The sequence below is a fragment of the Sunxiuqinia sp. genome, assembly GCF_055140945.1.
In genome coordinates, this window is the sequence record NZ_JBSQYS010000013.1 from 24,032 (window position 1) to 37,112 (window position 13,081).

The following is a 13,081-nucleotide window of genomic DNA, read 5'->3' on the forward strand; positions in this document are numbered from 1 at the left end:
GATTAACGTGTTAAAAGAAAACTTTTGCTTGTGCAGGCAACACCTACTATTACATGCATAATTTTAGTTTTAGTATATAAAAAAAAGAGAAGAAAATGTCATTATTAGAGAATTTACAGTGGCGTTACGCCACCAAAAAGTACGACCCTACAAAAAAGGTTGCCCAAGAAGACGTCGATAAAATTGTTGAAGCTGCTCGTTTAGCTCCAACTTCATCAGGCCTGCAACAGTTCAGGGTTATTGTAATTACAGATCAGGAATTAAAGGAAAAAATCGTTCCGATTGCTTGGGGTCAGGACATTGTAGCCGAATGTTCGCATTTATTGGTTTTTGCTGCCTGGGATCGGTATACAGAAGAACGAATAGACAAGGTATACAATTACACAACTGATGAAAGAGGCCTGCCTCGTGGACGGTTTAGCTCATATACAGACAAGCTAAAAGCATCCTACTTGCCCCAAACCGCTGAGGAAAACTTTGTACACACCGCACGTCAGGCATATATTGGGTTTGGTCTATCAATGGCGCAAGCAGCTGAACTAAAAGTAGACTGTACGCCAATGGAAGGCTTCACTCCCGAAGAGCTGGACAAACTACTTGGCTTAGATAAAAAAGGACTGAAAAGTGTGACTTTATTGCCATTGGGGTATCGTGACGACAAATCTGACTGGCTGTCAAGCATGAAAAAAGTCCGGAATCCAAAAGAAGAATTTGTATTAGAGGTTTAATTTTTGCTCAGTCAAAATAAAAAGAGACTGTTCCTGTATTTCAGGGAATAGTCTCTTTTTCAATTTAGCAGGAGTAGTACACAACTATTTTGATTAAAAATCGAATATTGGTTTTATTGTTATCTAAATTTGCAGAAAAAAGGAAGACAAGCATGATTGACATTTCGAATGACGACAAAACATACAAACAAGTAGATTTTTCGCAGGAAAACCTTGCTGGTAAAGAATTTCAAAGCTGCCAGTTTGTTGAGTGTTCATTTGCGAATTGCGATCTTTCAGATTGTGAGTTCATTGAGTGCAAGTTTGAAAACTGCAACCTGGCAATGGTACAAACCACGAACACCGGCTTAAAAGATGTAAGATTTAAACAATGCAAATTGGTTGGTTTCGATTTTAGTCTTTGCCAGAATTTTTTGTTTGAAGTTGCATTTGACAATTGCCAGCTTGACTACGCTTTGTTTACTCAAAAGAAAATGAAAAAAGTACAATTTCGCGGTGGCTCATTAATTCAAGTTGATTTTTCAGAATGTGATTTAACCGAAGCCATTTTTGACAATTGCACACTTACGGGAGCTACCTTTTTTCGAACCAATCTTGAAAAAGCTGATTTTAGAACCGCTGTTGATTTTTCGTTTGATCCCGATCAGAACAGAGTCAAAAAAGCTCGTTTTAATGAAATTGGTTTGGCTGGGCTACTTCAAAAATACAACCTCCGAATAGAGCGGCATTAACCTGACGAAGTATACCAAAAGTACGTTTGGATGTCGTTAAGATTCCAGTTTTTTAGCTTCTTCCCAATATTTATCCATTTCGGCTAAGGGCATTTCTTTTAAGTCCTTCCCTTTTTTCAGGGTCTGACTTTCGAGATAATTAAACCGCTTAATAAACTTCAGGTTGGTGCGTTCCAGGGCAGCCTCCGGATCGACACCATACAGCCGGGCAGCATTTACCAATGAAAAAAACAGATCGCCAAACTCAGCTTCTATTTTATCCTTATCATTCGCCGTAATTTCATCCTGAAGCTCGTTCACTTCCTCTTTTACCTTATCCCAAACCTGCTCCGGACGCTCCCAATCAAACCCAACACCACTCACTTTTTCCTGCACACGATCAGCTTTTACCAAAGCAGGTAACGACGATGGCACTCCTTCCAGGACGGTTTTCTTTTTCCGGCCTTTCTCCTTCAGTTTCAAGCGTTCCCAGTTTTGCTCAACCTCGCGGGCATCATCCACATCAACATTTCCATAAATATGTGGATGACGATAAATCAATTTTTCATTCAATCCGGAAATAACATCTTGAATATCGAATGCATTTTTCTCTGACCCGATCTTAGCATAAAACACAATGTGCAGCAGCAGGTCGCCCAATTCCTTTTTAATCTCCTGCGAGTCAGCCTGCAAAATAGCATCGCCCAATTCGTAGGTTTCTTCAATCGTTAATTTGCGTAACGACTCAAAAGTTTGCTCACGATCCCACGGACACTTCTCCCGAAGTTCATCCATGATTTCTAACAACTTGCCAAAAGCTTCCAGTTTTTCATTCATCTGCATGGGGTAAATTTTTGAATCCATCAAAATTACAATCTTTATTGAAAGCAGCCAGAAGAATGCTCTAAAATGAAGTTCTTCAATTTGCTGCTTTAAACCGACTATATAAACCGATTCAAATTGAAAAACAATCAAGTTTTCACCCTTAATTCCCAAAAGGGAAGCATTGATTTTTCGGAATTCGGCCTTCAAAATCAAGATAAACAGGCTGGATAAAATTCATTTTCCGAAATCGCTCATAAGGGTTTTAGTAGTCAATTTTAAAATGCTTATCATTGTCTCCGAAAAAATAGATTTCATGGAACTTGCAGTCAACTACATCAGTTTTATTGGTTCGTTTGTTTTGGCTATTTCGGGTGCACTTACAGCCATGCACAAGCGTTTCGACCCTTTTGGAGTGCTAATTATTGCTTTTGCTACAGCTGTTGGTGGCGGAACAATTCGTGATATTTTACTAACCGGAAAATCAGTTTTTTGGTTAGAGCAAACTTCCTATATCTACTTTATTTTAGCTGGAACTATTTTCGCCATTGCGTTCAAATCACGTCTTTACAACATTAGCCGTCCGCTGCTATTTTTCGATGCCATTGGTTTAGGGCTCTACACAATTACGGGCGTACAAATCGGGCTTGAATATGATTTGGAGTCCATAAATTGTATTATTCTTGGAACAATAACCGGAGTATTTGGAGGTATTCTGCGTGACATTCTGGTCAATGAAGTGCCTGTTATTTTCAAAAAAGAAGTTTATGCAACTGTCTGCATTTTAGGTGCAAGCCTATATCTCGTTTTATTTCGATTAAATGTTGTGGATCCAATTCTTCAAATCATCCCGGTGTTATTCATCATTGCCCTGAGGTTAATTGTCATTCATTTCAACATTTCGCTTCCATCACTATATGCCAATGAAGGCAGAAAAAACCCTGCAAACTAACCAGTCGTGCTCTTTCGCCCGCCGAATGCACGCTCCAAGCAAAATAATATCATCAAAAAAAGGAGCCATTCCAAAATCGAATTAGAAATTTGGAATGGCTCCTTTATTTTTTAATATCTTCCAATTATGATCGGTTGTACCTTTTCGTTAACTCTTTTAAGTATTCCTTTTTCGAACTTTTCAACTGCTCCCACTTAAAACGCCATTCCCAATTGCCAACTGCGGTTCCCGGCACATTCATGCGGCCTTTCGAATCAAGAGCCAACAAATCCTGCATCGGAACAATTGCCATTTTTGCAACCGACGCCCATGCCGCCTCAATAATCCGATCCGACAGTTTTGCGATTCCCACATTAAAATAGTATTTGAGATTCTGGCGTTCGTCAATCGTGGCAGATTTTATCCATCCTACTGTTGTATCATTATCGTGCGTTCCGGTGTAAACCACAAAGTTTTCACCAAAGTTATGCGGTAAATGCTCGTTTGTCTCGTCCGACGCATAAGCAAACTGAAGGACTTTCATTCCAACTAATTCAAATTCATCCCGAAGATTTTCAACTTCAGGTGTTATAACCCCCAAATCTTCGGCAATAACCGGAAGTTCTCCAATCTGAGATTTCAGAAGTTTCAACAATTCTAAACCTTTCGCCGGCACCCATTCGCCCTTTATCGCTGTCTTCTCGTCGGCTTCTACTGACCAAAACGACTCCAAACCACGAAAATGGTCGATCCGGATTAAATCATACATTTTAAAGCTGAAGTGCAAACGTGCCATCCACCAGTCGAAATCACGCTCTGCCAATCGCTCCCAGTCAAATACCGGATTGCCCCACAGTTGACCAGTCTCGCTAAAATAATCTGGCGGTACTCCTCCAACATGAGTTGGGTTGCCCTTATCATCCAACAGAAAAATATCCTGATTTCCCCATACGTCTGCACTATCGAGCGACACATACAAAGGCATGTCGCCAAATAACTGCACATCATGATTGTTCGCATATTCTTTCAAATCAAACCATTGCTTGAAGAATATAAATTGAATAAAACGTTGGTAATTGATTGCCTCAGCGAACTCAAGGTGAGCCTTGTCAATAGCAAGCTGATCTCGTTGTTTTACCGGCTTTTTCCATTTATTCCAGATCAAATCCGGATCTTGTTCTTTCAAAGACTGAAAAAGAGAATAATCATCCAACCACCACGAGTGCTCGCCCAAAAAATTGAAGTAATCCTCTTTGTACAGATCAAATTTCTCATTGAACCGCTTAAAAGCCTTTTTCAACAAGGCGGTTTTAACCGGAGCAACTTGCTCGTATTCCACTTTCTTATCCGAAAATTTTGTCAAGTCAGCAAGCTCACTTTTCTTCAACAAATTATCTTTTACCAATCGATCCACTCCAATCAGCAGGTCACTTCCGGCAAATGCTGAATAACTCTGGTAGGGCGAATTTCCGAATCCTGTCGGTCCTAACGGCAAAATCTGCCAAAGTTTTTGATCTGTCTCTCGCAAGAAATCCACAAAGTCATATGCTTCTTCTCCTAAGGTTCCAACTCCGTACTTTCCCGGCAACGAACTGATATGTAATAAAATACCACTGCTTCTCGTCATATTACTTCTGACTTTTTCCAAATTAGGGTCAAAAATAAACCTTTTCTTCTGAACGCTATAGATTTCCATATTAAATCGAAAAGAAATTACTAATATTTCCTTTGAAAACGTACCTTTGCGACTAACTAAAAACACGGAGAAATGGCAGCGATTGGTTTAATGAACGAACTGGAAATTGTAAAAGAAGTTGATTTTGGTATTTATCTCGATGGTGGCCCACATGGAGAGATCCTGATGCCCAAACGCTATGTCCCTGAGGGTTCAAAGCCTGGAGATGTGCTGAATGTATTCATATATCTTGACTCTGAAGACCGACTTGTTGCGACCAATGAAACTCCCAAAGCAATGGTGGGAGAGTTTGCATTATTGAAAGTCGTTTCAGTAACAACTGTTGGGGCATTTTTGGATTGGGGCTTACCAAAAGATTTACTAGTTCCCTTTCGCGAGCAGCAACACCCCATGGAAGCCGGGCGTTCGTACTTGGTTTTCGTTTACTTAGACGATGAAAGTCAACGCATTGCGGCCTCTTCAAAATTGGATAAAAGCGTTGACAATATTCCGGTTGATTATGAAGTAGGCGAAGAAGTAGACCTAATTATAGCGGGCCAAACCGATTTGGGATATAAAGCCATCATCGACAACAGCCATTGGGGCATGATATACAAAAATGAAGTTTTTCAAAACCTAAAAGTCGGGCAAAAACTAAAAGGATTTATTAAGTCCGTTCGCGAAGATGAGAAAATTGACCTCTCGCTTCAAAAAGAAGGCTACGAAAAAATTGATGAGATTTCACAGGGAATTTTAAACAAGCTGGCTGCCAACGAGGGTTTTCTTCCTTTAACCGATAAAAGTTCGCCTGAGCTGATTAAAAGCACCTTTCAAATCAGCAAAAAGAATTTTAAAAAAGCCATTGGTGCGTTATACAAACATCGCTTGATCAGCCTGGAAGACGATGGCATAAGATTGCTCTAACAAATGGCTAACACCTAACAACCAACCACTTTTCATGAAACTTTGTATTGCTGAGAAACCAAGCGTTGCCAAAGAAATTGCTCAAATTATTGGAGCAAAAAGTCGGCGCGATGGTTATTTCGAAGGAAATGGCTACCAGGTGAGCTGGACCTTTGGCCATTTGTGTACACTCAAAGAACCACATGACTATACGGCGCGCTGGAAATACTGGAACATCAACGAACTACCGATGATCCCCAAACGGTTCGGAATAAAGGTAATTGATGACGCAGGGGTAAAAAAGCAGTTTTCTATTTTAGAAAATTTGATTGGCAAAGCTGATGAAATTATTAATTGTGGTGATGCCGGGCAAGAAGGAGAATTAATCCAGCGCTGGGTGCTGACAAAAGCCGGAAACAAAGCACCCATCAAACGACTCTGGATTTCATCGCTAACAGAAGAAGCTATTCGCGAAGGTTTTGAGAAGCTGCTTCCCAGTGAGGAATTTCAAAAGCTCTATGAAGCAGGTAGTGCTCGTGCAATTGGCGACTGGCTTTTAGGCATGAATGCCACTCGACTGTACACGCTAAAATACGGACAAAACAAACAGGTACTTTCCATCGGCAGAGTACAAACTCCCACCCTCGCGCTAATTGTAGAACGACAAATTGAAATTGAAAATTTCAAACCAAAACCCTTTTGGGAAATTAAAACCAATTACCGCGATGCCATTTTCGCCTCAACAACCGGGCGATTTGAAAACAAAGAGGAAGCACAAAAGGTACTGCAAGATATTTCGGAAAAGGATTTACACATCGGCAAAATTGCTACCAAAAAGAGCAAAGAACACCCGCCACGTTTGTTCGACCTAACCTCATTACAAATTGAATGTAACCGAAAGTTAAACCTCAGTGCCGACGAAACCTTGCGAACCATTCAGTCGCTCTACGAAAAAAAAGTAACCACGTATCCGCGCGTTGACACCACTTTCCTTTCGGACGATATTTATAAAAAAGTTCCCGCCACTTTAAAAAACCTGAAAGGTTACGAAGAACTAACCCAGCCATTATTAAGTGCCGGAAAAATCCGAAAATCGAAAAAAGTTTTCGACAACAAAAAAATTACTGATCACCACGCTATTATTCCAACCGGAGTGCATCGAATTGATTTAGCCGAAGCAGAACGAAAAGTGTATGATATGGTTGTGAAACGCTTTATTTCTGTCTTTTATCCTGATTGCGAAATTGCCAATACCACCGTTGAAGCAAGCATCGAAAAACACCAGTTTAAAGCAACAGGCAAACTGATTTTGAAACCAGGTTGGCGAGAAGTGTACAAGAATGATAAAAAAGGAGGCCAGTCGGACGATAATATTCTGCCTGCATTTACCACAGGCGAACACGGACCGCACAAGCCCGAGTTGCAGGAAAAACAAACCCAGCCCCCCAATTACTTTACGGAGGCAACACTGCTACGGGCAATGGAAACTGCCGGCAAAAACATGGACGACGACGAATTGCGCGAACTGATGAAAGAAAATGGAATCGGACGTCCATCTACCCGAGCCAACATTATTGAAACACTTTTCCGCAGACGATATATTCGCAAAGAACGCAAGCGATTGGTTGCCACACCAACAGGGATGGATTTGATCAATACCATTGAGAATGACCTGCTAAAATCGGCCGAATTAACCGGACAATGGGAGAAGAAACTTCGTGAAATTGAATCCGGCGAATTGGAGATCGCCCAGTTTATGGCCGACCTGAAAAACATGGTAACGGAGGTAATTTGGCAGGTGAAAAAATCGCAAAAAAAAGAGATCACAATTCTTGAAGACGAAGAGAAAAAAGCGCAGGCTGAAGAAAAAACCAATGCAAAAAAGAAAGTTTCAAGCAAAGCCCCCGATGAACTAACCTGCCCGCAATGTAAAAAAGGCAAACTCATGAAAGGCAAATCGGCCTTTGGCTGCTCCGAATGGAATAACGGATGCCACTTTAAAATTCCGTTTCAATGGTTTGACAAAAAACTAACCGACAAACAAATTTCAAGCTTGGTTGCCAAAGGTAAAACTCCACTGATTAAAGGCTTCAGCTACGAAGGTTTGAAATTAGATGGCCGACTATTGTTAACTGATGACCAATCCATCCAACTTCACCCTCAAATAAAAGACGACAGCACTTGCCCAAAATGCAACACCGGCAAAATCCTAAAAGGCAAAACAGCCTACGGATGTTCCAATTTTAGAAATGGATGCGATTTTCGGATTTCGTTTGAAATTGGATGAAGTGTTTTTTTCAAATCGAAAAATGCGGAGGTCAAAAAAACCTCCGCCTCACCAAACATCAAACAACCATACTTTTCATCATCTTCGCCATCTCCGCTCCCATAATTTTCACGCCCTTTTCAATGTCTCCAAAATCAGCATTCGTAAAATTTAGTCTGATGCGACTGCTTCCTTCTCCATTTGTATAGAATGAATTCCCTGGCACAAAAATTACCCCACGCTCCATCGTTCGGTGGATCAATTCGCCTGATTTTAATCCTTCGGGCAAGGTCAGCCAAATAAACATGCCCCCTTTGGGATCTGTTATTTGTACTTCCCCGGGCAAGTAGCGCTTCAGCATATCTTGCATAAAGCTGCATTGCTCTGCATAGCTCTTTCGAATTCGCGTCAAATGCTCTTCCAAATCAAAATGCGTTAAATAATGATGCAAGATGTATTGTGTCAGGTTATTGGGATTCAAATCGGTTGATTGCTTCGCTTTATCGAAATGGGGAACCAATTCAGGCGGCAAAACCACCCAGCCATTCCGAAACCCCGGAGCTACCATTTTTGAAAAAGACCCGGCCCAGGCCACATGATCCGGTGCATATTTTTTAACGGGCGCTGGAAATTGCTCCTCAAACCAGATTTCATTATACGGGTCATCTTCAACCAAAAACTGATTATAATTTTTCAACAGCATCGCCAAATCCTTTCGTTTTTCAACAGAATAACTTATCCCCGAAGGGTTTTGAGCATTGGTAACAGCATACATCATTTTGATGTTCCGGTTCAAGAAACACGACTCGACTTGTTCTAAATTGGCTCCATCGTTTTCCAAATCCACTTCACAGAAATGGGGTTGATAGGCCGACAATGCCTGGATTGCTCCCAGGTAGCTGGGCTTTTCAAGCAAAACACCATCGCCTTTATCGATAAATAACTTAGCTAAAATATCAATAGCTTGCTGAGAACCGTTAGTAATGACAACCATTTCAGGAGTAATATTCATGCTGTATTTATCACGATACCGATTGGCAATCCACTCACGCAACGGATAATAGCCCAACGAACCGGCATACTGCAAAATAGTACGTCCACTTTTTGCCATCACTGCCTGTGCTGATTCAGCCAACTCATCAACCGGGAAAAGCAATGGATTTGGCAAGCCTCCGGCAAAAGAGATTATTTCCTTTTTTCCGGCAACATTTAAAATACTTCGAACAAACGATACAGGGATGTTTCGGTATTGTCCGGATAACTTCTCTTCTAAAAAATGATTGTTCATGATTAGGTGTATTTAAGATTAAAAATGGCAAACAAAAAAATCCCTCCCCGGATGATCACACCGGAAAGGGATTTTGACAATGCAATACAGTCCCGCTCCTATGTGATCAATTTCACACGGACAAGTGCTGCGACTGCTGCGATATTAAATTTCTGAATAAAAATCATAAGCCTGTTTAAATAAAAAAAGCCATCCCCTGTTACAGAGAATGGCTTCAATTTATATTGATCTATCTTTTTAAATCCATACTCTTCCTTAGCTGCTCACGATGACCGCGACTGCCGCTAGAAGGACTATATGAATTGTATTTAACCTCATTTGATGAAACAAAGGAAATAATATTTCTTAATTCGCCCTCCTTTCTGTTCCGTTTTTCTTTACCTCAAACTAAAAAATTGAGTTTTAGTTAACTTCTAGCACTCTAAAGTTGGTATCTTATCAGTTTACTATTTGTACCGACAATCAAAAATGAGCTTCTTTCATTTTTATGTGATAATTTTACTTCAACTTGCAACCCTGTAGTTTATTTCTTGTCACGAATAGCGAAAACAGAGTAAAATTGGGCAAAGCGGCATTCATACATCAACACCTGATCGAGGACTGTAAGCGTGGTAGCGACCATGCACGGTTCGAGATTTATAAGCTGTACTCCAAAGCGATGTTTAACGTGTGTTACCGCATGATGAATAATCGCGAGGATGCTGAGGATCTGCTTCAGGAAGTTTTTCTGCAAGCATTCTCCAAGCTCGACAGTTTTCGCTACGAATCCAGTTTCGGCTCCTGGCTGAAAACCATTACTGTACGAACATGCATTAATGCCATTAATAAGCGAAAACTCGATTTGGTGTATTGTGATGAAGTTTGCGATCAACGTCCACCTGAGGAAGAATCGGATGCCGTAAAGCTCACGAGCAAAGACATCCTCAAAGCCATGGAGGAGTTACCCGAAGGTGGTCGGATCGTTTTCTCTCTTTACCTGCTCGAAGGGTATGATCACGGTGAAATTGCTCAAATCCTGGGCATCACCGAATCAACCTCAAAATCGCAGTTTATGCGGGCAAAACGCAGGGTACAGGACATATTAAGAAATCAGCAAATGAGAACAGCATGAAGAAAGATCGATTAGAAGAATTTGTGAGAAATAACCGGGAGGACTTTGAAATTCACAGTCCATCGCCCGAGGTGTGGGAAAAGCTGAATAAACAATTGACGCCACCAACGATAAAACAACCCAGAAACCTGAACTGGCTTAAAATTGCTGCCGTAATTGCACTCGCCATTATCGGTTCGGGGGTTGTTGTCACCCAACTGATGATGCCGGATCAACAATACAAGTTTGCGCAGGAAGTAGACCCTGAAATGAAAGAGCTGATTGAAGCTGAGGCTTATTACGCTCAACAAGTAGATGGAAAATTGAAAGAAATCAGGAAATGCTACCAACTCATTCCAGAGTTGCAAATGGAAGTAGAAGATGATTTGCAGGAATTGGAATCGATGTACAACAACCTGAAAACCGATTTAAAAGAAAATGTTTCGAACAAGGAAGTTATTGAAGCTATGATTGAAAATAACCGCTTTCGGATGAAACTTGTCGATCAGGTATTAGAACAAATTAATTGCTAAAAGTTACTGGATATGATAAAATCAAGTCGCTATATTTTATGGATTTTACTGCTGCTTGGCGGAGTGGGAAAAGCGCAGGCCCAGTTTTCTGAAACCCGGGAAATTCAGAAACGATTTGCGGTTACTCCAACAACCAGTATTGAGATTACCAACAAATACGGAAAAATTGAATTGTATACCTGGGATAAAGATTCGGTTGTGGTGGACGTTACCATGAAAGTGGAAGAAAAAAAGATGAACCGCCTGGATAAAACACTGGACAACATCGACTTCGATTTTACCAGCAGTGCACATTACCTCATTATCCGAACTATTGCAAACAAAAATCAAAGTCAGTTGGAAAGCGAGTTTCTAAAGTTTAAAGAGACTCTTTTACAAACTGATGGCTCCATCGAAATCGACTACAAAATATGGTTGCCAGCAGGCAATCCACTGAAAATCGAAAATAAGTTTGGCGACATTTATATCGATGATTACGATGGTACGATTGACCTTGATTTAAGCAACGGTAAACTGAAAGCACATGACCTGACCAAAAAGGCTAACATTCAGTTAAATTTTGCCGACGCTTCCATCAACTCCATGCCTAACGGACAAATTACGACCAATTACAGCGACTTCTATTTAAAATCGACTGACAACCTGCGCATCTCCAGCAAGTCATCCGAAATTGAAATCGTTGAGGCCAAGTCGTTGATCATCGATTCAAGGCGCGATAAATTCAGATTGCGCCGAGCAGATCAAATTGAAGCTGAAGGGAGTTTCACTTCATTCAGATTAAATCAATTAACAGACCGCGGAACGTTCCGGTTTAGCTACGGCGACCTGGAAATGGAGAAAATTGCCTCCAATTTCGCTGACCTTTACATCGAATCAAAAAACACCGATGTCAGCTTATATTTCAATCCAGAGAGCGTTTTCAATTTTGAAATAACAACAACAAAAGCCGATTTGTTACTTGGTCGGGAATTGGAAGTCGAAGACCAAGAACTTCTGGATGACAAAAACGACATCAACCGCCGCACAGGATACTTCGGGAAAAAGACAGCTGAAGATCAAAAGCTTAACATCAACGCTGTATCCGGAGAAGTAAGCATTTTCAGCAATTAAGAACCTGTGCAATCAGAACAAAATTTCAGCCAATGGGATTGCTGATTTTCACTCACCCAAGTGTAGTCGTGGGGAGCTCTTCTGTATTGAAACCTTCGCGCTGAAACATCAATCGTATCTTTCTGTCAACAGGTTGTCAGTCTTCCTTTCAAGGTGAAATGAAATCCCCATTCACAAGACAGTAGCCATAAAAAGCAACATTTTTCTATCCGATTTGCAACCCTGCAAAAAAAAGTTTGTCATTAAAAATAGAAAACGAAAACAAACTTTTTACTCATTCAGAAAACAGAGAACTATGAAAACAATTAAAACTCTCCACTGGACGTTTATCGTTATCGTATTGCTTAGTTTCCAGTCGTGCATTGAAGATATTTCGATTGTTGGCAACGGACATGCGGTAACCGAAGATCGTTATACCGCATCGTTTAACGAAGTAAAAATTAGTGGATCCTACGATGTGACAATTATATCGGGTGACGACTACGCCATTGAAATTACTGCCGAATCGAACCTTCTTCCATACATCGTCACCGATCTTGATGGTGATAAACTGAAAATACGCACGCGCGGCATTCATAGTTTACACAACAGCTTACCCATGCACATTTACATCACCACTCCACACCTCGAAGGGGTAACTCTAAGTGGCTCCGGCTATGTTTTGACTGATCATTTTTCATCCAACGAATTCAAGCTGGCACTTTCAGGATCGGGTCAAATTGAAACAGCCATCGATGCTCATGATTTAAGTGCCAACATTTCGGGCTCAGGACGAATAACGATTTCCGGCATTTGCACCCATTCTGACTTGCTCATTAGCGGCTCGGGAAAAATTGAATCCTATGGATTGGAGCAAAACACCTGTCATGCCACCATCTCTGGCAGCGGCGATTTATTTGTTGATGTTGAAAATTTGATTGATGTGAAAATTTCCGGCAGCGGCAGCCTTCGATATATCAATACCCCTGAAATCAGAAGCAGCATCTCCGGATCTGGACGAATCATTAACGATAACTAAGAAGTAA

12 protein-coding genes are annotated in these 13,081 nt (G+C 40.9%); 9 read left to right on the plus strand and 3 right to left on the minus strand.

All coding sequences use genetic code 11. The features are described from left to right. Positions 1-95: 95 nt before the first annotated feature. Both ACTB00_RS08085 and ACTB00_RS08090 read left to right on the plus strand, forming a co-directional pair. On the plus strand, positions 96-728 hold the full coding sequence (locus ACTB00_RS08085) for an NAD(P)H-dependent oxidoreductase (RefSeq protein ID WP_463299407.1): 633 nt from the start codon (positions 96-98) through the stop codon (positions 726-728). Between the two features lie 152 nt (positions 729-880). Further along, positions 881-1,459: a pentapeptide repeat-containing protein gene (locus ACTB00_RS08090; protein WP_463299408.1), complete on the plus strand. Its 579-nt coding sequence runs from the start codon at positions 881-883 to the stop codon at positions 1,457-1,459. Between the two features lie 36 nt (positions 1,460-1,495). Here ACTB00_RS08090 and mazG read toward each other — a convergent pair whose 3' ends face one another. Next, positions 1,496-2,302 (minus strand): nucleoside triphosphate pyrophosphohydrolase, encoded by an 807-nt coding sequence (mazG, locus tag ACTB00_RS08095; protein ID WP_463299409.1) that lies wholly within the window; start codon positions 2,300-2,302, stop codon positions 1,496-1,498. A gap of 274 nt (positions 2,303-2,576) precedes the next feature. Between mazG and ACTB00_RS08100 the strand changes: the two genes are divergently transcribed. Next, entirely contained in the window at positions 2,577-3,212 is a 636-nt protein-coding gene (locus ACTB00_RS08100; protein ID WP_463299410.1) for a trimeric intracellular cation channel family protein, read from the plus strand. A 124-nt stretch (positions 3,213-3,336) separates the two neighbouring features. Here the strand turns inward: ACTB00_RS08100 and malQ are convergent, their stop codons facing one another. Next, positions 3,337-4,887 (minus strand): 4-alpha-glucanotransferase, encoded by a 1,551-nt coding sequence (gene malQ, locus ACTB00_RS08105; protein WP_463299411.1) that lies wholly within the window; start codon positions 4,885-4,887, stop codon positions 3,337-3,339. 72 nt (positions 4,888-4,959) lie between these two features. Between malQ and ACTB00_RS08110 the strand changes: the two genes are divergently transcribed. Further along, positions 4,960-5,790, plus strand: a complete 831-nt coding sequence (locus tag ACTB00_RS08110) for a CvfB family protein (RefSeq protein ID WP_463299412.1) — start codon at positions 4,960-4,962, stop codon at positions 5,788-5,790. A gap of 34 nt (positions 5,791-5,824) precedes the next feature. After that, on the plus strand, positions 5,825-8,056 hold the full coding sequence (locus ACTB00_RS08115; RefSeq protein ID WP_463299413.1) for a type IA DNA topoisomerase: 2,232 nt from the start codon (positions 5,825-5,827) through the stop codon (positions 8,054-8,056). Positions 8,057-8,114: 58 nt separating this feature from the next. Here the strand turns inward: ACTB00_RS08115 and ACTB00_RS08120 are convergent, their stop codons facing one another. Beyond that, positions 8,115-9,323 (minus strand): aminotransferase-like domain-containing protein, encoded by a 1,209-nt coding sequence (locus ACTB00_RS08120; RefSeq protein WP_463299414.1) that lies wholly within the window; start codon positions 9,321-9,323, stop codon positions 8,115-8,117. Between the two features lie 559 nt (positions 9,324-9,882). On the opposite strand from ACTB00_RS08120, the gene ACTB00_RS08125 reads away from it, so the two are divergent. The 4 genes from ACTB00_RS08125 (at position 9,883) to ACTB00_RS08140 (ending at position 13,074) form a co-directional block, all read left to right on the plus strand. After that, positions 9,883-10,434 (plus strand): RNA polymerase sigma factor, encoded by a 552-nt coding sequence (locus ACTB00_RS08125; protein ID WP_463299415.1) that lies wholly within the window; start codon positions 9,883-9,885, stop codon positions 10,432-10,434. After that, the gene (locus ACTB00_RS08130; protein WP_463299416.1) at positions 10,431-10,946 is read left to right on the plus strand and encodes a hypothetical protein; all 516 of its coding nucleotides are present in this window, start codon (positions 10,431-10,433) and stop codon (positions 10,944-10,946) included. The genes ACTB00_RS08125 and ACTB00_RS08130 overlap by 4 nt, the downstream gene beginning before the upstream one ends. 12 nt (positions 10,947-10,958) lie before the next feature. After that, the gene (locus ACTB00_RS08135) at positions 10,959-12,056 is read left to right on the plus strand and encodes a hypothetical protein (RefSeq protein ID WP_463299417.1); all 1,098 of its coding nucleotides are present in this window, start codon (positions 10,959-10,961) and stop codon (positions 12,054-12,056) included. A gap of 295 nt (positions 12,057-12,351) precedes the next feature. Beyond that, positions 12,352-13,074, plus strand: a complete 723-nt coding sequence (locus tag ACTB00_RS08140; protein WP_463299418.1) for a head GIN domain-containing protein — start codon at positions 12,352-12,354, stop codon at positions 13,072-13,074. The last annotated feature ends 7 nt before the right edge of the window (positions 13,075-13,081 follow it).

Coding starts and splice junctions, on each gene's coding strand:
- ACTB00_RS08090 (WP_463299408.1), top strand. CDS start 881: ATGATTGACATTTCGAATGACGACAAAACATACAAACAAGTAGATTTT.
- ACTB00_RS08085 (WP_463299407.1), top strand. CDS start 96: ATGTCATTATTAGAGAATTTACAGTGGCGTTACGCCACCAAAAAGTAC.
- ACTB00_RS08140 (WP_463299418.1), top strand. CDS start 12,352: ATGAAAACAATTAAAACTCTCCACTGGACGTTTATCGTTATCGTATTG.
- ACTB00_RS08130 (WP_463299416.1), top strand. CDS start 10,431: ATGAAGAAAGATCGATTAGAAGAATTTGTGAGAAATAACCGGGAGGAC.
- mazG (WP_463299409.1), bottom strand. CDS start 2,302: ATGGATTCAAAAATTTACCCCATGCAGATGAATGAAAAACTGGAAGCT.
- ACTB00_RS08135 (WP_463299417.1), top strand. CDS start 10,959: ATGATAAAATCAAGTCGCTATATTTTATGGATTTTACTGCTGCTTGGC.
- ACTB00_RS08110 (WP_463299412.1), top strand. CDS start 4,960: ATGGCAGCGATTGGTTTAATGAACGAACTGGAAATTGTAAAAGAAGTT.
- ACTB00_RS08115 (WP_463299413.1), top strand. CDS start 5,825: ATGAAACTTTGTATTGCTGAGAAACCAAGCGTTGCCAAAGAAATTGCT.
- ACTB00_RS08120 (WP_463299414.1), bottom strand. CDS start 9,323: ATGAACAATCATTTTTTAGAAGAGAAGTTATCCGGACAATACCGAAAC.
- ACTB00_RS08100 (WP_463299410.1), top strand. CDS start 2,577: ATGGAACTTGCAGTCAACTACATCAGTTTTATTGGTTCGTTTGTTTTG.
- malQ (WP_463299411.1), bottom strand. CDS start 4,887: ATGGAAATCTATAGCGTTCAGAAGAAAAGGTTTATTTTTGACCCTAAT.